Origin of the sequence: Amycolatopsis camponoti (assembly GCF_902497555.1) — a bacterium.
Lineage (GTDB): Bacteria > Actinomycetota > Actinomycetes > Mycobacteriales > Pseudonocardiaceae > Amycolatopsis > Amycolatopsis camponoti.
Genome location: NZ_CABVGP010000002.1, coordinates 1,104,743 through 1,122,028 on the forward strand (window position 1 = coordinate 1,104,743; position 17,286 = coordinate 1,122,028).

At 71.6% G+C, this 17,286-nt stretch carries 18 protein-coding genes; 9 read left to right on the plus strand and 9 right to left on the minus strand.

Going from position 1 to position 17,286, the window contains the following annotated elements; all coding sequences use genetic code 11:
* Positions 1-17 precede the first annotated feature (17 nt).
* The 3 genes from AA23TX_RS25785 to AA23TX_RS25795 are packed head-to-tail and all read left to right on the plus strand — an operon-like array spanning position 18 to position 3,348.
* Positions 18-1,766, plus strand: a complete 1,749-nt coding sequence (locus tag AA23TX_RS25785) for a proline--tRNA ligase (protein ID WP_155545418.1) — start codon at positions 18-20, stop codon at positions 1,764-1,766.
* Positions 1,766-2,656, plus strand: coding sequence for a DUF8017 domain-containing protein (locus AA23TX_RS25790; protein ID WP_155545419.1), 891 nt, complete (start codon positions 1,766-1,768; stop codon positions 2,654-2,656). Before AA23TX_RS25785 ends, AA23TX_RS25790 begins: the two co-directional genes overlap by 1 nt.
* A gap of 26 nt (positions 2,657-2,682) precedes the next feature.
* Positions 2,683-3,348 (plus strand): hypothetical protein, encoded by a 666-nt coding sequence (locus AA23TX_RS25795; RefSeq protein ID WP_155545420.1) that lies wholly within the window; start codon positions 2,683-2,685, stop codon positions 3,346-3,348.
* On the opposite strand, the gene AA23TX_RS25800 is transcribed toward AA23TX_RS25795, so the two are convergent.
* Both AA23TX_RS25800 and AA23TX_RS25805 read right to left on the minus strand, forming a co-directional pair.
* Complete coding sequence (locus AA23TX_RS25800; protein WP_196425532.1) at positions 3,326-5,449, minus strand: bifunctional lysylphosphatidylglycerol flippase/synthetase MprF; 2,124 nt, start codon at positions 5,447-5,449, stop codon at positions 3,326-3,328. The genes AA23TX_RS25795 and AA23TX_RS25800 overlap by 23 nt on opposite strands.
* 112 nt (positions 5,450-5,561) lie before the next feature.
* Complete coding sequence (locus AA23TX_RS25805) at positions 5,562-6,257, minus strand: HAD family hydrolase (RefSeq protein WP_155545421.1); 696 nt, start codon at positions 6,255-6,257, stop codon at positions 5,562-5,564.
* Between the two features lie 105 nt (positions 6,258-6,362).
* Here AA23TX_RS25805 and AA23TX_RS25810 point away from each other — a divergent pair, with 105 nt between their 5' ends.
* Positions 6,363-7,367 (plus strand): YhgE/Pip domain-containing protein, encoded by a 1,005-nt coding sequence (locus AA23TX_RS25810; RefSeq protein WP_155545422.1) that lies wholly within the window; start codon positions 6,363-6,365, stop codon positions 7,365-7,367.
* On the opposite strand, the gene AA23TX_RS25815 is transcribed toward AA23TX_RS25810, so the two are convergent.
* The 6 genes from AA23TX_RS25815 to AA23TX_RS25840 all read right to left on the minus strand — a co-directional run bounded on the left by AA23TX_RS25815 (position 7,305) and on the right by AA23TX_RS25840 (position 12,243).
* The gene (locus AA23TX_RS25815; RefSeq protein ID WP_155545423.1) at positions 7,305-7,715 is read right to left on the minus strand and encodes a secondary thiamine-phosphate synthase enzyme YjbQ; all 411 of its coding nucleotides are present in this window, start codon (positions 7,713-7,715) and stop codon (positions 7,305-7,307) included. The genes AA23TX_RS25810 and AA23TX_RS25815 overlap by 63 nt on opposite strands.
* A gap of 17 nt (positions 7,716-7,732) precedes the next feature.
* On the minus strand, positions 7,733-8,377 hold the full coding sequence (locus AA23TX_RS25820) for a response regulator (RefSeq protein WP_155545424.1): 645 nt from the start codon (positions 8,375-8,377) through the stop codon (positions 7,733-7,735).
* Positions 8,378-8,386: 9 nt separating this feature from the next.
* Positions 8,387-9,694, minus strand: a complete 1,308-nt coding sequence (locus AA23TX_RS25825) for a sensor histidine kinase (RefSeq protein WP_155545425.1) — start codon at positions 9,692-9,694, stop codon at positions 8,387-8,389.
* Between the two features lie 153 nt (positions 9,695-9,847).
* Complete coding sequence (locus AA23TX_RS25830) at positions 9,848-10,048, minus strand: hypothetical protein (protein ID WP_155545426.1); 201 nt, start codon at positions 10,046-10,048, stop codon at positions 9,848-9,850.
* Between the two features lie 7 nt (positions 10,049-10,055).
* A complete protein-coding gene (locus AA23TX_RS25835) occupies positions 10,056-11,165 on the minus strand; it encodes a fatty acid desaturase family protein (RefSeq protein ID WP_155545427.1) in 1,110 nt (369 codons plus the stop codon).
* Between the two features lie 10 nt (positions 11,166-11,175).
* Entirely contained in the window at positions 11,176-12,243 is a 1,068-nt protein-coding gene (locus tag AA23TX_RS25840) for a ferredoxin reductase (protein WP_155545428.1), read from the minus strand.
* Between the two features lie 92 nt (positions 12,244-12,335).
* Between AA23TX_RS25840 and AA23TX_RS25845 the strand changes: the two genes are divergently transcribed.
* The 5 genes from AA23TX_RS25845 to AA23TX_RS25865 all read left to right on the plus strand — a co-directional run bounded on the left by AA23TX_RS25845 (position 12,336) and on the right by AA23TX_RS25865 (position 16,706).
* Positions 12,336-12,989 (plus strand): TetR family transcriptional regulator, encoded by a 654-nt coding sequence (locus tag AA23TX_RS25845; RefSeq protein ID WP_155545429.1) that lies wholly within the window; start codon positions 12,336-12,338, stop codon positions 12,987-12,989.
* 123 nt (positions 12,990-13,112) lie between these two features.
* Complete coding sequence (locus AA23TX_RS25850; RefSeq protein ID WP_155545430.1) at positions 13,113-14,225, plus strand: Re/Si-specific NAD(P)(+) transhydrogenase subunit alpha; 1,113 nt, start codon at positions 13,113-13,115, stop codon at positions 14,223-14,225.
* Between the two features lie 5 nt (positions 14,226-14,230).
* Positions 14,231-14,533: an NAD(P) transhydrogenase subunit alpha part 2 gene (locus tag AA23TX_RS25855; RefSeq protein WP_155547303.1), complete on the plus strand. Its 303-nt coding sequence runs from the start codon at positions 14,231-14,233 to the stop codon at positions 14,531-14,533.
* Positions 14,530-15,918, plus strand: coding sequence for an NAD(P)(+) transhydrogenase (Re/Si-specific) subunit beta (locus AA23TX_RS25860; protein ID WP_155545431.1), 1,389 nt, complete (start codon positions 14,530-14,532; stop codon positions 15,916-15,918). The genes AA23TX_RS25855 and AA23TX_RS25860 overlap by 4 nt, the downstream gene beginning before the upstream one ends.
* Positions 15,915-16,706, plus strand: a complete 792-nt coding sequence (locus AA23TX_RS25865) for a lipoate--protein ligase family protein (RefSeq protein WP_155545432.1) — start codon at positions 15,915-15,917, stop codon at positions 16,704-16,706. The genes AA23TX_RS25860 and AA23TX_RS25865 overlap by 4 nt, the downstream gene beginning before the upstream one ends.
* A gap of 63 nt (positions 16,707-16,769) precedes the next feature.
* Here AA23TX_RS25865 and AA23TX_RS25870 read toward each other — a convergent pair whose 3' ends face one another.
* Positions 16,770-17,231 (minus strand): Lsr2 dimerization domain-containing protein, encoded by a 462-nt coding sequence (locus AA23TX_RS25870; RefSeq protein WP_230862704.1) that lies wholly within the window; start codon positions 17,229-17,231, stop codon positions 16,770-16,772.
* Positions 17,232-17,286 lie beyond the last annotated feature (55 nt).

The following is a 17,286-nucleotide window of genomic DNA, read 5'->3' on the forward strand; positions in this document are numbered from 1 at the left end:
GAGCAGGGAGCCCCGCAGTGATCACCAGGACTTCGTCGTTGTTCCTTCGCACCTTGCGCGAGGATCCGGCGGACGCCGAGGTACCGAGCCACCGGCTCCTGGTACGCGCCGGCTACGTCCGCCGGGTCGCCCCGGGCGGGTACTCGTGGCTGCCGCTCGGCCTGCGCGTGCTGCGCCGCGTCGAGAACGTCGTGCGCGACGAGATGAACGCCATCGGCGCGCAGGAGATCCAGTTCCCCGCGCTGCTGCCGAAGGAGCCCTACGAGGCGACCGGCCGCTGGACCGAGTACGGCGACAGCCTGTTCCGCCTGAAGGACCGCAAGGGCGCCGACTACCTCCTCGGCCCGACGCACGAAGAGCTCTTCACGCTCACGGTCAAGGGCGAGTTCACCTCCTACCGCGACTACCCCGTCACGCTCTACCAGATCCAGACGAAGTACCGCGACGAAGCGCGTCCCCGCGCCGGCATCCTGCGCGGCCGCGAGTTCGTCATGAAGGACTCGTACTCGTTCGACCTCGACGACGAGGGCCTGGAGCGCTCCTACCAGGCCCACCGCGCCGCCTACACGAAGCTGTTCGACCGCCTCGGTCTCGAGTACGTCGTGGTCAAGGCGACGTCGGGGGCCATGGGCGGCTCGGCGTCCGAGGAGTTCCTCGCGGTCGCGGAGACGGGCGAAGACACCTACGTCCGCAGCACGGAGTCGGGCTACGCGGCGAACGTCGAAGCCGTCGTGACGCCCGCGCCCGCCGCGCAGCCGATCGAGGGCCGTCCCGAGGCGCAGGTGCACCACACGCCCGGCACGCCGACCATCGAAACGCTGGTCAACTTCCTGAACAACGCCGGCCTGGGCCGCACCTTCACCGCCGCGGACACGCTGAAGAACGTCATGCTCAAGGCGCGTCAGCCGGGTGCGAAGGAGTGGGAGCTGGTCTGCGTCGCGCTCCCCGGTGACCGCGAAGTGGACATGAAGCGCCTCGAGGCCTCGCTGGAGCCCGCCGAGGTCGCGCTGCTCGACGAGGCCGACTTCGCCAAGAACCCGTTCCTGGTCAAGGGCTACATCGGCCCGAAGGCGCTGCAGGACAACGGCGTGCGCTACCTCGCCGATCCCCGGATCGTGCCCGGCACCGCCTGGGTCACCGGCGCTGACAAGGTCGACCACCACGTCGTCGACCTGCTGGCCGGCCGCGACTTCACCCCGGACGGCACCATCGAGGCCGCCGAGGTCCGCGAGGGCGACGCGTCGCCGGACGGCCACGGCACCCTGGTCGCCGCGCGCGGCATCGAGATCGGGCACATCTTCCAGCTCGGCCGCAAGTACGCGGACGCGTTCGGGCTCGACGCGCTCGGCCCCGACTCCAAGCCGATCCGGATCACGATGGGCTCCTACGGCGTCGGCGTCTCGCGGCTGGTCGGCGTGCTCGCCGAGCAGAACCACGACGACCTCGGCCTGATCTGGCCGCGCGAGGTGTCGCCGTTCGACGTGCACATCGTCATCGCGGGCAAGGACGACGCGGTGCGCGACGGCGCCGAGAAGCTCGCCGCCGAGCTGGACACCGCCGGTCTCGAGATCATCCTCGACGACCGCAAGGCGAGCCCGGGCGTCAAGTTCGCCGACGCCGAGCTGGTCGGCGTGCCGACCATCCTCGTGGTCGGGCGCGGCCTGGCCAACGGCGTCGTCGAGGTCAAGGACCGGCGCACGGGCGAGCGCGAGGAGATCGCGGTCGACGCCGTCGTCGAGCACCTGGTCAAGCTCGTCCGGTCCTGATGGGCCTGTTCTCCCGGCGCTCGGACGACACGACGCCGGGGTACGAGGACAACGCGGCGCTTCGCGGGTTCGGCGGTTACGAGCCCGCGGACGCGCCGCACGTCCCGTCGCCGGACGCGCCGCGCGCGCGGCCGAAGCGGATCCGCCCGGCGCCGAAGCCGCTGAAGTGGCGGCGGGCGCCGTGGCTCGGGCTGGTGCTCATCGCGCTGATCGCCGGTGTGCTGAACGCGCTGGGCGTCGGCAAGCCGCACCACACGTCGTCGGCGCCGACGTCGCGGCCGCCGCGGGTGGAGACGCCGTCGCCGCGGACGGTCGTCCCCGCGGTGACGAGCGGCTGGCAGTCCGTCGCGGCGCGCGACGGCTCGTACGCCTACGACGTCCCCCCGAGCTGGGAACCCGCGCCGACCACCCAGCACGGCTGGGACGAGCCGTCGATCCGGCTGATCACGAGCGCGTTCCTGGGCCGGGACTTCTGCGCCCGGGACACGCTGGGCGGCGCGGGCGTCACCACCGAGCCACTCGCCGACCCCGAGGCGGCGGCGCGCAAGGCCGCGACGGATCTGGCGACCGGCGCGTACGGCGGGACGTCCCAGGTGGGCCCGGGCACGGACGCCCAGCTCACGAAACCCGACGGCACCCAGGCCCCGGCCCGGATCGTGGTCGCGGAAGTGACTCCGGCCGCCACGGGCGAGTGCGCGGCGAAGCACGCGTTGGTCGCGGCGATGGCGTTCGGGAACGGGAGCGCGTCGGGGGTCGTGGTGGCGTACGCGGACAGCGACCGCTCCGGCCCGACGATCCGCGAAGACCTGGTCGGGATCCTGAAGAGCTACCGGTTCGTGCCGGCCGCCGATCGCCGCACGACGACTCCGCCGCCGACCACCTACCGCTGAGCGCCGGGGTTCGGCAGGCTGAACCCATGGACGAACGCCTCGCCCGCATCCGGATCGCCGCGTTCTCCGTGCTCGGCGTCGCCGGGGTCCTGCTGCTCTTCGGGCCGCTCCTGGCGAAAGCGTGGAGCTGGCTCGTCCGGTCCCGGGAGCCGGACTGGTGGGGCGCGGCCGGGCAGTGGGCCGGCGCCGTCGGGACCGTCGCGGCCGTGGCCGTCGCGCTGTGGATCGCCATCCGGGACGGCCGGGTGACGCGGGCGGACCGCGCGAAGCGGGAGCTGCGCGAGTGGCAGGAGCAGGCCGCGAAGGTCACCGCGTGGATCGAAACCACGGCGGCGGGCGAGGTCTGCATGATCGTGTCCAACGCCAACTCCGAGGCGGTGCACCACGTGGTCGTCTCGTTCGACCTCGTGCGGGTCCTGCCGATGACCGGGTCGACCCTGCACCGCGGGCCGGAGATCGAGCCGGACGAGTACCTCTACGCCGTGCTCCCGCCGGGGAAGTGGCGCATGCCGGTGCGCGACGGCCGGCGGATGGAGCACACCACGCCCGGCGTGATGCTCGCCTTCACCGACTCCCGCAACGGGCACTGGCTCCGGCTGACCGACGGCACCCTGATCGAGAAGACCCAGAACGTCGTCAGTCGCCGGAAGATCCAGTTCCCGCAGCGGATCAGCGTCCCCGAGAGCTACTGACCAGCTTCGCCAGCTCGCGCAGCCGGACGTCGGGCAGGTAGGCCCGGCTCAGCGCCAGCCCGATCCGCGGGAGGTCCGCCTCGTCGCGGTAAGCCAGGTACAGCGGCACGTGCCGCGGCTGGAACTTCGCCTTGAACGCGTGCAGGGAACGGAATCCGTAGTACGGCTCCATGACCTTGCCCAGCGACTCCAGCGCCCGGTCGACTGTGCGCGCCGGGCCGGCGTCGCCCGTGCGGGCCAGCGGCGCGCCCGACAGCGAGACGAACCGCGCGCCCTCCTCTCGGAACCGCACGCACGCCGACGCGATCAGGAACTCCATCACCGGGCGGAATCCGTGCGGGCTGCGCCGCATGACGTCCAGCGTCCAGCCGCCGACCTTGCCCGCGCCCGTGTGGACCGGCAGCCACGACGTCACGCCGTGGACCGTGCCCTCCGCGTCGACCGCCAGGCCGACCCGCGTCGCCGGGTCCATCGCCTCGTCGAGGCCGCCGAGGGTGAAGCCCATCTCGGGCATGGCCTTGTCGGCCATCCACTGCTCCGACAGCGCCCGGACCTGCGCGAGGATGGGTTCCGGCTGGTCGGCCAAGCGGACCAGCCGGAAGTCGATGTCCTGCTTGGCGGCCTTGTTCAGCGCCGACCGGACGTCCTGCCACGCCTTGCCGCGGAACTCCAGCCCCTCCAGGTCGAGCACGTTGTCCTCGGCGACCTGGACGTGCTGCCAGCCCAGCTCGCGCGTCGCCGCGACCGTCTCCTCCGTCGCCGAGAACACGCACGGCACCAGGCCGGTGTTCTCGCACATCAGCGTGAACTCGGTGACGGTGGCCGCCGCCGTGCCGTCCGGCGCGATCGGGTCGCCGAGCGCGACGGCGACGCCCGCGTGCCGGCGGTAGGCGAGGTAGGACCGGCCGTCCTCGCGGACGAAGTAGGTGTTGCGCGGCCAGGTCGTCATCCACGACAGCGTGCTGCCGCCGTGGCGCCCGAGCAGGGTGCGGGCCAGCGCCGGCCCGGGACCCTGCGTGTGCCGCCGCAGGCGTCGCCGCGACGGGACGCGGAAGGCGCGCTGCCCGGCGATCAGGACGACCAGCAGGATCGTCCACAAGAGATTGTCGACGAAGAACAACGGCAGGCCCGTGGTGTCGTAGTCCGCGCCGAAGACGTCGGCCAGCCCGTAGAGCATGGCGTCGGCGAGGGCCTGCAGGGTGACGAAGACCGCCAGCGCGACGGCCCAGCGCCACGCGACGCGGCCGCCCTTGCGCAGCCCGTTGAGCATCGGCACCACGACCAGCACGAGGACCGCCAGCTCCGGCGCCGACAGCGAAACCGCCTCGGTGGAGCCGAACGGGCCTTCACCGGGCACCAGGAACATCACGATCTCGGCGATGGTGAGCAGCAGCAGGCCGGCGACGGTCAGCAGTCGCCATTCCCGCAGGTTCGGCCCCGCCGACGGCACCCGCCGCGAGCCGACGAGCCGGTTGCCGAGCGGGATCGCCGCCAGCAGGGCGAAGAAGTGCACGAGGTCGGCCAGCGTGCCGACGTAGATGATCGCGACCCCGGCGTACACGCAGAGCCCGGCCCGCAGCCGCAGCGCCCACGGCGGCCGCAGCGTCGCGCTGGCGACCGCGACCGCGGCGAGCGCGCCGCCGGAGAACCCGACGTCGAGGCTGCCCGCCATGCGCTCGGCCCACAGCCAGCCGGAGTTGCGGCACAGCGCGAGGAACTGCGTCGCGACGAGCACCGAGACGAACTGGCCGCCGATGGTCACGGCCATCGCGCGCCGCGTGCCCAGCTGCCACTCGGCGAAGCCGGCGAAGAGCGCGAAGCTGCCGACCATCGGGAGGTAGAACCACGGGACGACGGCGAAGAACGGCCCGGTGAGCATGGTCCACCACCGGCCCGACTCCAGCGACGGCAGCCCGTACGCGATGAACGGGTAGGCCGCGCGGTCTTCGGCGGCGCTCCAGAGCGCCCCCGACGCGACAGCCAGCACGAGCATCGCGAGCACGACGGTGCTGGTGAACGGCAGGCGTTGCCTGAGCACCGCGACCGTGCCGCGGATGCGTCCCCCTCCGGCGAGCTCTGCCGCCGACGCTGCTTCAGTCATGTCGGACAGCATGGCGACTGTCCGCCCCTGTCCACATCGGGAATACGAAGGACTTCGACCCCTAAGGGGTCGTCCTTTCGAATGAGGGTTGACCCCCTCTGAAGGACGACTTTCAGCTGAGCACGGCGGTCCGCACGAGGTCGGTGTCGGCGAGGTCCGGCAGCACGACGTGCGCGCCGGCCGCCCGCAGTTCGCCGGCGCTGTAGAGCCCGGTCGCGACCGCGATCGAGAGCGCGCCGTGGGCCAGTGCGGCTTTGACGTCGTTCGGGGTGTCCCCGACGACGACCACCTTGTCGGCGTCGAACGCCGTGCCGTGCTTGGCCGCCGCCAGCCCCACCGCGTGCGGGACCAGGTCGGGGCGGTGCACGGAGAGCGTGCCGTAGCCGCCGATGTCGAGGTCGAGGTGCTCGTGCAGGCCGAACGCGACGAGCTTGTGCCGCGAGATCTCCGGCAGGTTGCCGGTGACGAGCGACTGGACGACGCCGTCGTCGCCGGCGAACGCGGTCAGCGCCTCGGCGGCGCCCGGGAGCGCGCGGGCTTCCGTCGCGAAGCGGTGCGCCGCGCGTTCGGACTCCGCCACCAGGGCCTCGAACATGGCCCGGATCGTGTCCGGGGCGGGGTCGAAGCCGTTCGCGGTGAGCAGTTCGGTGGTGGTCGCCAGTTCGGTGCGGCCGCCGAACACCGGGTGGACGCGCATGGTCCCGCCGGTCGCGGCGGTGAACGCGGCCGCGTACCAGGCCATGCCCAGTCCCGCGAAGTCCACGAGCGTGTGGTCGATGTCCCAGAGCACCAGCCGCTTCTTCGTCACGAGGTCGAGGTTACCGTCGACACTATTCAACACGCGTTGACTTCTTGGCGGCGCGGTCGTACCTTGGCTATTAATTCAACAAGCGACGAATAACTGGAGGTTGTCATGACCGGTCCTGTCCGGCGCCCCGCCGGGGCGCTCGCCCTGGTCGCCGCCGTGGCCGGCGCGCTGGTGGCCGTGGTGCTCGGGTTCCTCACCTTCGGCGCGCAGGCCACGGCCGCGCCGGACGGCGTCCCGGTCGCGGTCGCCGCGCGGCCCGAGATCGCGCAGCGCATCGCGGCGCACGGCGGTGGCCAGCTCGCGTGGACGGTCGCGTCCCCGGCCGACGCACGGAAGCTGCTGGAGGACAAGAAGGTCTACGGCGTGCTCGAAATCGGGCCCGGACCGTCCGCGACCGTCGTGACGTCGGGGGCGGTCAACCCGGCCGGGACCCAGGTCGCGCAGCAGGCCCTGACCGGCGCGGCGTCCGCGCTGGGCGGCGCCCCGAAGCAGGAGGTGGTGCACCCGGTGAGCGTCGCCGGGCGGACCGCGCCGCTGGCCGCGTCCGCGCTGGCCTGGATCGGCGCGCTCGTCGCGGGTCTGGCGCTGACGCAGCTGGCCGAGCGCACCGGCCGCACGGTCGGCGCCGGCGCGCGGTTCCTGCAGGTCGCCGGCGCCGGGGTGCTGGTGACGGCGGCCGTCGCCGGGTTCTTCGCGCTGTGGGACGCCGCGCTGCCGCTCGACGCCGGCGTCCTCGGGTTCGTCTTCCTCGCCGCGACGGCGTTCGCGGCCGTGCAAGCGGGCCTGCTGCGCCTGCTGGGGCTGCGCGCGATGGCCGTGCTCGGCCCGCTCTACCTGGTCGCGCCGGCGGTGGCCGGGCAGGTGCCGGAGCTGCTGAACCCGGCCTACCGCACGCTGCTGTGGTCGTGGACGCCGTTCCGCTTCTCGACCGAAGGCCTGCGAAGCCTGCTTCAGGGCGTGCCGGACGCGCCCGACGTCGCGACCGGGGTCTGGGTGCTCGGCGCGTTGCTGGCGGCGGGGCTGCTGCTCGCGCTGTGGCCCGGCCGGTCAGCCCGCGAGGAGGCTGAACCGCACCTTGCGGACCGGGTTGTCGAGGTTGGTGTCCACTAGGCAGATCGACTGCCAGGTCCCGAGGGCGAGGACGCCGCCGAGCACCGGGATCGTCGCGTAGGGCGGCACCAGTGCCGGGAGCACGTGGTCACGGCCGTGACCCGGGCTCCCGTGCCGGTGCCGCCAGCGGCCGTCGCGGGGGAGCAGCTCGTCGAGCGCGGTGAGGAGGTCTTCGTCGCTGCCGGCGCCGGTCTCGAGGATCGCCAGCCCGGCGGTGGCGTGCGGGACCCAGACGTGCAGCAGCCCGTCGGTCGCGTCCGCGTCGCGCAGGAACGACTCGGCCTCGTGGGTGAGGTCGTGGACGACGGCTTCGGAGCCGGTGCGGACCTCGATCTCGGTGGAGTACATGGGTCCCAGCGTAAGGCTCAGGAGTCCAGGTAGCGCAGCACCGCCAGCACCCGGCGGTTGTCCCCTTCGGACGGTGGCAGGCCGAGCTTGCCGAAGATCGACGTCACGTACTTTTCGACCGACCCGGCCGAGAGGAACAGCTTCGCGGCGATCGCGGAGTTCGACCGGCCTTCCGCCATCAGGCCCAGGACTTCGCGCTCCCGCGGGGTGAGGCCGCCGAGCGCGTCGGTCTGGCGGGTGGCCGAGAAGAGCTGGCTGACGACCTCGGGATCGAGCACGGTCTCGCCGTCCGCGACGCGGCGCAGAGCGTCGAGGAAGTCCGACACCTCGGCGACGCGGTCCTTGAGCAGGTAGCCGACGCCGCCCGCGCGGTCGGCCAGCAGCTGGGCCGCGTACTTGGTCTCGACGTACTGGGAGAACAGCAGGATCGCGCGGCCGGGTGACGCGCGACGCAGCGAGATCGCCGCCCGCAGGCCTTCATCGGTGTGCGTCGGCGGCATCCGGATGTCCACAATGGACACATCAGGAGTGTGCTCTTCGACGGCGGCGTGCAGCGCGTCGGCGTCCTTCACCGCGGCGACGACCTCGTGGCCGCGGAAGGTCAGCAGCTCGACGAGACCCTGGCGCAGGATGGTGGAGTCCTCCGCGATGACGATCCGCATGCCGCGACCCTAGCGGGGCAGCGGCACCCGCGCGGTCACTTCGGTCGGGCCGCCCACCGGGCTCGCGACGGTCAGCTCGCCGTCGACCGTGCGCAGCCGTTCGGCTACCCCGGCCAGCCCGCCACCCGGGACGAGCCGGGCACCTCCCCGGCCACGGTCGCGTACCCGCAGCCACAGCACGTCGCGCTCTTCCGTTACTTCGACGTACGTTGTCGTCCCGCTGTGCTTCGCCGCGTTCGTGAGCAGCTCGGCGGCGCTGAAGTACACGATCGTCTCCAGGGACGGTGGCGGGCGGCGGGGCAGGTCGACCGCCACCCTCGCGTCCATCCCGGACGTCGCGACCAGGGTGGCCAGCGCGACGTCGAGCCCCGCGTCGAGGGCGGCCGGGTGGATGCCGCGGGCGAGGTCGCGCAGCTCGGTCAGCGCCTGCTTCGCGTTCGTGTGGGCGGCCGTGACCAGCTGCTTGACCTGGGGGAGGTCGACGTCTTCGAGCTCGTCCTTGGCCAGCCCGAGCTTCATGGCGAGCGCCACGAGCTGGGCCTGCGCGCCGTCGTGCAGGTCGCGCTCGATGCGTCGCAGCCGGAGCGCGGAATCCTCGACCGCGGTGGCCCGGCTCGCTTCGAGGTCGCGGACGCGTTCGGACAGCTCCCGCGCGCCGAGCAGGCCGACGACGAGCATCCGGTCGAGGGTCACGAACGCGTGCGTCACCCACGGGAGCGCCACGAGCACCAGCAGCCCCGACGCCGACCAGGCGAGCGAACCGACCCAGTTGGCGGCCTGGATGTCGAACACGTCCAGGTGGTCCACGCCGAGCGGCCACCACAAGAAGGCGAACGGGGTCGCGGCCACGGCGTAGACGGTGGCGGAGATCGTCGTGGCCATCCCGGCGAGAGTCAGGGGGACGCGCAGCAGCAGGTAGCCGGCGGCGCGCCAGCCGGCCGGGTCGCCGACGCGGGCGCGGACCCAGGCCCACAACCCGGGCTTCAGCTCGGCCCGCCGCGGGGCGGGCACGCTCACGCCGAGCAGCGCCTTGGCGAGGCCGCGGTGCGCCGCGCCGATGCCGCGGGCGTAGGAGAGGGTGCCGGCGAGGACGAGGAAGCCGAACAGCACCGGGGTCAGGACCAAGCCCAGCGCCAGGAGCACGAGAAAGCTGAACAGCGAGAAGAGGGTCAGCGGGCCGGAGAGCCCCAGCCAGGCGTACTCGGCCCAGAAGTCGCGCGCGGCCAGCGGACCGAACATCCGGCGCAGCGGGCGGGGGCGGGGGACTTCGAGGCTGGTCACGGATCCAGTCTGACCGGGGCGGGAGGCTCTGCCCATCCGGTTTTCCCCCTGGTGCGGCCCGGGGAAAGCGCCGGTTCCCCGCGGGGGCGCCCCCCCGTCTTCCACGTTACCGGGCGGCACCGACAGTTCCGGCGCCGAAAGCCGGCGGGGGCCACCTCTTGTCCCCAAGGTGGCCCCCACCGGCTCGTCTCACGGCGCGTCCGGGTCGTCCACCCGGGCCTTCTGCGCGGCCTCGCGCATCTCGATGACGTCGGTCAGCCAGTCACCCGTCTCGCGGGCGACGTCGCGGATCGCGCCCGTGATGATCGACGCTATGTTGCCGACGTGCGTCGCGGCCGATTCGGTGATCACCTGCAGGGTGTCCTTCTCCCGTTCGAACTGGCCCACCATGTCACCCTCACGCTGCTCGGAGCTGCCGGTCGGGTTCCACGGTAGCCGCCGACGGCGAACTCTGCGGGAGAGCCAGCTTCACGATCTTCTTCGCCACCGACCAGAGCTGCTTGTGCAGCGGGCCCGTGTGGTACGGCAGCCCGTACTTCTCACAGATCGCGCGCACCTCGCCGGCGATCTCCGGGTAGCGGCGGGCCGGGATGTCGGGGAACAGGTGGTGCTCGATCTGGTGCGACAGGTTGCCGCTCATGACGTGGAACAGCGGGCTGCCGGTGATGTTCGCCGAGCCGAGGATCTGGCGCAGGTACCACTGCCCGCGCGACTCGTTCTCGGTCTCTTCTTCGGTGAAGCTCTCGACGTCGGCGGGGAAGTGGCCGCAGAAGATGATCGAGAACGACCACAGGTTGCGGACCAGGTTCGCGGTCGCGTTGCCCGCGAAGGTCAGCGGCGCCAGCGGCCCGGTCAGCAGCGGGAACAGGACGTAGTCCTTGCCGACCTGCCGCGAGGCCTTCCGCACGATCTTCTTCAGGATCGGCACGTTCTCGGCCCACGACCGCTCGCCCTTGACGACGTTCTCGACCTCGAGGTCGTGCAGCATCACGCCCCACTGGAAGAACAGCGCCAGCAGCGTCGCGTACACCGGGTTGCCCAGGTAGTACGGGTGCCACTTCTGCGCGGTGTCCATCCGCAGGATCCCGTACCCGACGTCACGGTCCTTGTCGACGATGTTCGTGTACGTGTGGTGGATGTAGTTGTGCGAGTGCCGCCAGTTCTCCGCCGGCGCCACGGTGTCCCACTCGAACCGCTGCGAGCTCAGCGCCGGGTCGCGCGTCCAGTCGTACTGGCCGTGCATGACGTTGTGGCCGATCTCCATGTTGTCGAGGATCTTGGCCACCGACAGCGCGCCGACACCGGCGAGCCACGCGGGCGGGAAGAACCCGGCGAACAGCAGTGCCCGCCCGGCGACCTCCAGTCCGCGCTGCGTCTTGATGATGCTGTGGATGTAGTCGACGTCTTCCTGGCCCAGGGAGTCGACGGTGCGCTGCCGCAGCGCGTCGAGCTCGCGGCCGAACTCCTCGACCTGTTCCGGGGTCAGGCGGTCCTGCAGACCGGTCATGGCAGTCTCCCTACGCGTCGATCTCGACGTCCCCGACGGGGACGGAGATGCAGAGCTGGATTTCTTCGTCTTCTTCGCCGGAGATCTCGCCCGTCTTGGCGTTGCGGACGCGCCCGGCGGTCTTGAGCTGGGTGCAGGAGAAGCAGATGCCCATCCGGCAGCCGTGCTCCGGTGACAGGCCCGCTTCCTCGGCCTGCTCCAGCAACGGCTTCCCCGAGTTGGCGCACTCGCGCCCGCTGCGCTTGAAGCGGACCTGGCCCTCGGCGTTCGCCGTGTCGAAGGTCAACGCCGGCGGCGTGAACTCTTCGGTGTGCACGCGTTCACCCAGCTGCTCGCGCACGGCGTCCATGAGCGGCTTCGGGCCGCAGACGAACGCCTCCGCGTCGCGGTACCACGGTGCGACGCGCTCGAGGTGCTCCGGCGAGAAGAACCCGCGCAGGTCCCCGCCGCCGGTGTGGGTGTAGGCGTGGACGACCCGCAGGCCCGGGTGCCGGGCCGCGAGCTCGGCCAGTTCCGTGCGGTAGAGCGCGTCGGCCGGGCCGTTCGAGTAATGCAGGAACACGATCTCGCCGGTGTGGCCCTCGTCGACCAGTGTGCGGGCCATGGCGAGCACCGGCGTGACGCCGCTGCCGCCGCTGACCAGCAGCACGCGGTCCGGGCGGGTGGCCGGCAGCGTGAACGTGCCGTCCGGAATGGACAGACCGACCACGGAGCCGGCGCCGAGCGCGCGGTTGAGGTGCCCGGAGACCAGGCCTTGTTCCTTGACGGTGAACTCCAGCTCGCCGTCGTACTGCGAACCGCACGGCGAATAGCAGCGCGTGCGCCGGACGCCGTCGATCTCCACCTGCAGGCGGACGTACTGCCCGGCGGTGAAGCCGGGCCACGCGCGGCTGGGCCGGACGGTGAGGGTGACGGTGCCCGGAGTCTGCTTGCGCACCGCCGTGACCAGGCCGCGGATCTCGCGGCGCACCAGCATCGGGTCGACGAGCTCCAGGTAGCGGTCCATCCCGTGCGGCGTCAGCAACGCCTCGGCCAGCGAAGCGAGGCTGCGTACCCGCCGGGGGATGAGCGCCGTCATCGGGTCCTCCTCGGTTACAGTGAACGACTGTACACTCAACAGTGCACTGCAGGAGTGGACTGCCTGTCAACGCGTGAAGCGGAGGATGTGACGTGAGCAACGCGGTGGACATCCGTACGCTGGACCTCGTGTCGGAAGAGCCGGTGAGCCGCCAGGAGCGCAAGCAGCGCACGCGCCAGGCGTTGCTGGACACCGCCCTGGATCTGCTGGCCGACCGTCCGTTCGCGACGCTTTCCCTGCGCGAGGTCGCGAAGGGCGCCGGGCTCGTGCCGACGGCGTTCTACCGGCACTTCGCCTCGATGGAGGAACTCGGCGTCGCGCTCGTCGAAGAAGCGACGCGCACCCTGCGCGGCATGATGCGTTCGGCGCGCACCGACCCCGACACCTACCAGGGGATGATCAGCGCTTCGGTGGCCACGGTCCACCAATTCGTCCGGGCGAACGAGGACCATTTCCGGTTCCTGACGCGTGAGCGCTACGGCGGCGGCCCGCTCGCCCGGTCCATCGCCGTGGAACTGCGGATGTTCTCCGGCGACCTCGCGATCGACCTCGCCCGGTTCGCCCCGCTGCGCGCGTGGAGCACCGAAGACCTGCACATGCTGGCCGACTTGATCGTTTCCGCGATGATCACGACGACGGTCGAACTCCTGGAAGCCCGCCCCGGTGAAGACCCGAAAATCACCGCGACGGCGGAGAAACGCCTGCGGCTGATCCTGCTCGGGATCCCCCACTGGAAAACGAACTGAACGTACCCCTTACGGCGCTCGTATCTTCTGGCACAACCCCCGGACTTGCGACCCAGGTCACTGGGGACTGTCGGTCCGGCGTGGTACAACCCTCGGATCGTGCCTCGCCGATGAGGAGGTCGTGTGGCCGACAGCGAACAGCATCAGCAGCTCACCGTGGGTGTGGTGACCGAATCACGCCCCGGGGAGCGCCGGGTGGCGATGGTGCCCAAACTGGTCGGGCGGCTCGCGCAACGCGGGTTGCGCGTCCTGGTCGAACCGGGTGCCGGCTCCCGCGCGTACCTGAGTGACGACGCGTTCACCCAGGCGGGCGCCGAGCTCGGCGACGCGTGGGGCGCGGACATCGTCGTGAAGGTGAACCCGCCCGCGCCGGAAGAGGTGGCGAAGCTGGCCCGGGGCACCGTCCTCGTCGGCTTCCTCGACCCGCGCGGCAACCCGGAGGGGCTCGCGAAGCTCGAAGAAGCGGGCCTGCGGGCGTTCGCGATGGAGGCGGTCCCGCGGATCTCCCGGGCGCAGGCGATGGACGCGCTGTCGTCGCAGGCCAGCATCGGCGGCTACCGCGCGGTGCTGCTCGCGGCGCAGAAGCTCCCGCGCTTCTTCCCGATGCTCACCACCGCGGCGGGCACCGTGCCGCCGGCGAAGGTGCTGGTGCTCGGTGCCGGCGTCGCCGGGCTGCAGGCACTGGCCACGGCGAAGCGGCTCGGCGCGCAGACCACCGGCTACGACGTCCGGCCCGAGGTCGGCGAGCAGGTCAAGTCACTCGGCGCGCAGTTCCTGGACCTCGGCATCGAGGCGGTCGGCGAAGGCGGGTACGCCCGCGAGCTGACGCCGGAGGAGCGCGACGAGCAGCAGCGGCGGCTCACCGAGGCGATCACGAGGTTCGACGTCGTGATCACGACGGCGCTGGTGCCGGGCCGCAAGGCCCCGACGCTGGTCACCGCGGACGCCGTCAAGGGCATGCCGGCCGGGTCGGTCGTGGTCGACCTCGCCGGCGAGACCGGCGGCAACTGCGAGCTGACCAAGCCGGGGGAGGACGTCGTGGAGCACGACGTCACGATCTCGTCCCCGCTGAACCTGCCCGCCGAAATGCCTTCGCACGCCAGCGAGCTGTACGCGCGCAACGTCACCGAGCTGCTGGAGCTGCTCGTGACGAAGGAAGGCGCGCTGGAGCTGAACTTCGAAGACGAGATCGTCGCCGGTGCCTGCGTGGCCGGGCGCGAAGGGAGCGCGTCGTGAGCCCACTGGTGCAGAACCTGGCGGTGCTCGTGCTCGCCGGGTTCGTCGGCTTCGCCGTCATTTCCAAGGTGCCCAACACCTTGCACACCCCGCTGATGTCCGGCACCAACGCCATCCACGGCATCGTCCTGCTGGGCGGGCTGGTCGTGCTCGGCCTCGGCGTCGACGGCGTCTTCAACAAGATCCTGCTGGTGATCGCGATCGCCTTCGGCACGATCAACGTCGTCGGCGGCTTCCTGGTCACCGACCGGATGCTGTCGATGTTCAAGGGCAAGAAGCCCGCGCCGGCCGAGGAGGAGGAGAAGTGACCGACTTCGTCGCGATCCTCTACATCGTCGCGTTCGCCCTCTTCATCTACGGCCTGATGGGCCTGACCGGCCCGCGCACCGCGGTCCGCGGCAACTGGATCGCCGCCGTCGGCATGGGCATCGCGGTGATCGCCACCCTGCTCACCCCGGGCATGGGCAACTGGCTGCTGATCGTCCTCGGCGTCGCGATCGGCGCGGTGGTCGGCGTGCCGTCGGCGCGCAAGGTCAAGATGACCGCGATGCCGCAGATGGTGGCGCTGTTCAACGGCGTCGGCGGCGGCGCGGTCGCGCTCATCGCGTGGGTCGAGTTCAACTCCACCGACGGCTACGCGCACGAGCCGGCGTACATCGCGATCGCGTCGCTGTTCGCCGCGATCATCGGCTCGATCTCCTTCTGGGGCTCGAACGTCGCGTTCGGCAAGCTCCAGGAGCTGATCAGCGGCCGCCCGATCACCATGGGCAAGCTGCAGCAGCCGATCAACGCGCTGCTCCTGCTGATCGCGCTCGCGTGCGCGGTGATCATCGTCGCCGGCGGCGACTCGTGGCTGCTGATCGTCGGGCTGCTCGTGGCGGCGGGCATCCTCGGCCTCACCGTCGTGCTGCCGATCGGCGGCGCGGACATGCCGGTGGTCATCTCGCTGCTCAACGCGTTCACCGGGCTCTCGGCCGCGGCGATGGGTCTCGCGCTGGACAACACGGCGCTGATCGTCGCCGGCATGATCGTCGGCGCGTCCGGCTCGATCCTGACCAACCTCATGGCCAAGGCGATGAACCGGTCCATCCCGGCGATCGTCGCGGGCGGCTTCGGCGGCGGACCCGCGGTCGCGGCCGGTGGCGGGGCGAAGGAAGCTCGCCCGGTGCGCGCGACCAGCGCCGCCGACACCGCGATCCAGATGGCGTACGCCAGCAAGGTCGTCGTGGTGCCCGGGTACGGCATGGCCGTGGCGCAGGCCCAGCACACCGTCCGGGAGATGGCGAAGCTGCTGGAGAAGAAGGGCATCACGGTCGCCTACGCGATCCACCCGGTGGCCGGCCGGATGCCCGGGCACATGAACGTGCTGCTCGCCGAGGCCGACGTGCCCTACGAGCAGCTCAAGGAGATGGACGAGATCAACTCCGAGTTCGCCCAGACCGACGTCGCGCTGGTGATCGGCGCGAACGACGTCACGAACCCGGCCGCGCAGACCGACCCGAGCTCGCCGATCTACGGGATGCCGATCCTCAAGGTCAACGAGAGCCGGTCCGTGATCGTGTTGAAACGCGGGATGGCCTCGGGCTTCGCCGGGATCGACAACGACCTGTTCTACGATCCGAAGACCAGCATGCTCTTCGGGGACGCCAAGTCGTCGGTGGGCGAGATCGTGGAGGAACTCAAAGCGCTATGACGACCGGGTCGGACGTCCGTGCCGCGTTCACGGATCCGGCCGAAAACCTGGCGTTCGACGAAGCGCTCCTCCGGGTCGCGCCGGGGTCACCGGTGCTGTGGCTCTGGCGCAACCCGGTCTGCGTCGTCGTGGGGCGCGGCCAGCGGATCGCGCGCGAAGTGCGGGTCGAGGAGTGCGAGCGCGACGGCGTCCCGGTGCTGCGGCGGGCCAGCGGCGGCGGCACCGTGTTCCACGACCCGGGCAACCTGAACGTCACGCTGGTCCAGCCGCTTTCGGGGGTCCGGGTGGCGGAGCCCCCGGCCGGGGCGGAGCCCCGAATGTCACTGCCCGGGCCCACCGACCGGCCGCTGGAGACGCTGGGCAAGGTGATGAGCGCGGCCGTCGACCAGCTCGGGCTGGTTCCGCGGATCGGTGACCGCGGCTTGTTCGTCGAAGACGCGAAGCTGTGCGGCTTCGCGGTGTTCCGGACCAAGACCGGCTTGCTGGCCCACTCGACGTTGCTGGTCGAGACGTCGGCGTCGCTGGTCGGCCGCTACCTGACGAGCGCGCCGGCGGACCCGCGGCCGCTCGACTCCCACCGCAGCCCGGTGGCGTCGCTGGCCGAGCACGGGCTGAACCCCGGGTTCCCGTCGGTCGAGGCGGCGGTGCGGGCGGCGGCGTCGCAGATCCTGGGGACGCTGGTGCCGCGCCCGCCGTCGGCGGCCGAGCTGTCGCGGCAGCGGGCGCTGCTGCACACGCGGTACCGGTACCCGTCCTGGCACGCGGACGGTTCCCAGCGCGCGGCCTGAAACGCCAGGAAGGGCACCCCGTCGAGCAGGGTGCCCCTCGTGACCTGTCTGTCTACTGTGGACTTATTCCGCCGCCGAGAACGTGACGCCCGGCACCTTGCGCGCCGCCGCCCGCGTGGTCTTCTTCGGCTCCGCCGCCTTGCGGGTGCGCGTGGTCTTGGCCGGTTCGGCCTTCGCCTTGGTGACCTTCGCGGTGGCCCTGGTGGTGGTCTTCGCGGGCTCGGCCTTCGCGGTCTTGGCGGACGCCGCGCGACGTCCGGCGACCGGCTTCGCCGCCTTCGTCGTCTTCGGGGCCGCCTTCGCCCGGGGCCGCTTCGCGCCCGGGACGATCCGCGGCCGGCGCTTGCGGCCACCGGTGCGCCGGCCCGCGTCGGCGTAGCGCTGCAGCAGCTCACGCAAGGCGTCGGCGTTGGCGAAGGAGAGGTCGATGTCGTAGTCGATGCCGTCCAGCCCGAACCCGACGGTCTCGGCGGCGGCCTCGCCGGTGAGATCATCCAGGACCCGCACAGCCGTGTTCTTGGCCACGACAAACCTCCCGTGCTCGAACGTGGTATTCGCGCGCACCGGGGCCGACGGCACC

What these genes read in the sequence shown, in the direction of transcription:
- AA23TX_RS25820 (WP_155545424.1), bottom strand. Translation starts at nt 8,377, where the DNA reads ATGCGGATCGTCATCGCGGAGGACTCCACCATCCTGCGCCAGGGTCTC.
- AA23TX_RS25795 (WP_155545420.1), top strand. Translation starts at nt 2,683, where the DNA reads ATGGACGAACGCCTCGCCCGCATCCGGATCGCCGCGTTCTCCGTGCTC.
- AA23TX_RS25810 (WP_155545422.1), top strand. Translation starts at nt 6,363, where the DNA reads ATGACCGGTCCTGTCCGGCGCCCCGCCGGGGCGCTCGCCCTGGTCGCC.
- AA23TX_RS25835 (WP_155545427.1), bottom strand. Translation starts at nt 11,165, where the DNA reads ATGACCGGTCTGCAGGACCGCCTGACCCCGGAACAGGTCGAGGAGTTC.
- AA23TX_RS25790 (WP_155545419.1), top strand. Translation starts at nt 1,766, where the DNA reads ATGGGCCTGTTCTCCCGGCGCTCGGACGACACGACGCCGGGGTACGAG.
- AA23TX_RS25815 (WP_155545423.1), bottom strand. Translation starts at nt 7,715, where the DNA reads ATGTACTCCACCGAGATCGAGGTCCGCACCGGCTCCGAAGCCGTCGTC.
- AA23TX_RS25865 (WP_155545432.1), top strand. Translation starts at nt 15,915, where the DNA reads ATGACGACCGGGTCGGACGTCCGTGCCGCGTTCACGGATCCGGCCGAA.
- AA23TX_RS25840 (WP_155545428.1), bottom strand. Translation starts at nt 12,243, where the DNA reads ATGACGGCGCTCATCCCCCGGCGGGTACGCAGCCTCGCTTCGCTGGCC.
- AA23TX_RS25830 (WP_155545426.1), bottom strand. Translation starts at nt 10,048, where the DNA reads ATGGTGGGCCAGTTCGAACGGGAGAAGGACACCCTGCAGGTGATCACC.
- AA23TX_RS25825 (WP_155545425.1), bottom strand. Translation starts at nt 9,694, where the DNA reads ATGGGCAGAGCCTCCCGCCCCGGTCAGACTGGATCCGTGACCAGCCTC.
- AA23TX_RS25800 (WP_196425532.1), bottom strand. Translation starts at nt 5,449, where the DNA reads ATGACTGAAGCAGCGTCGGCGGCAGAGCTCGCCGGAGGGGGACGCATC.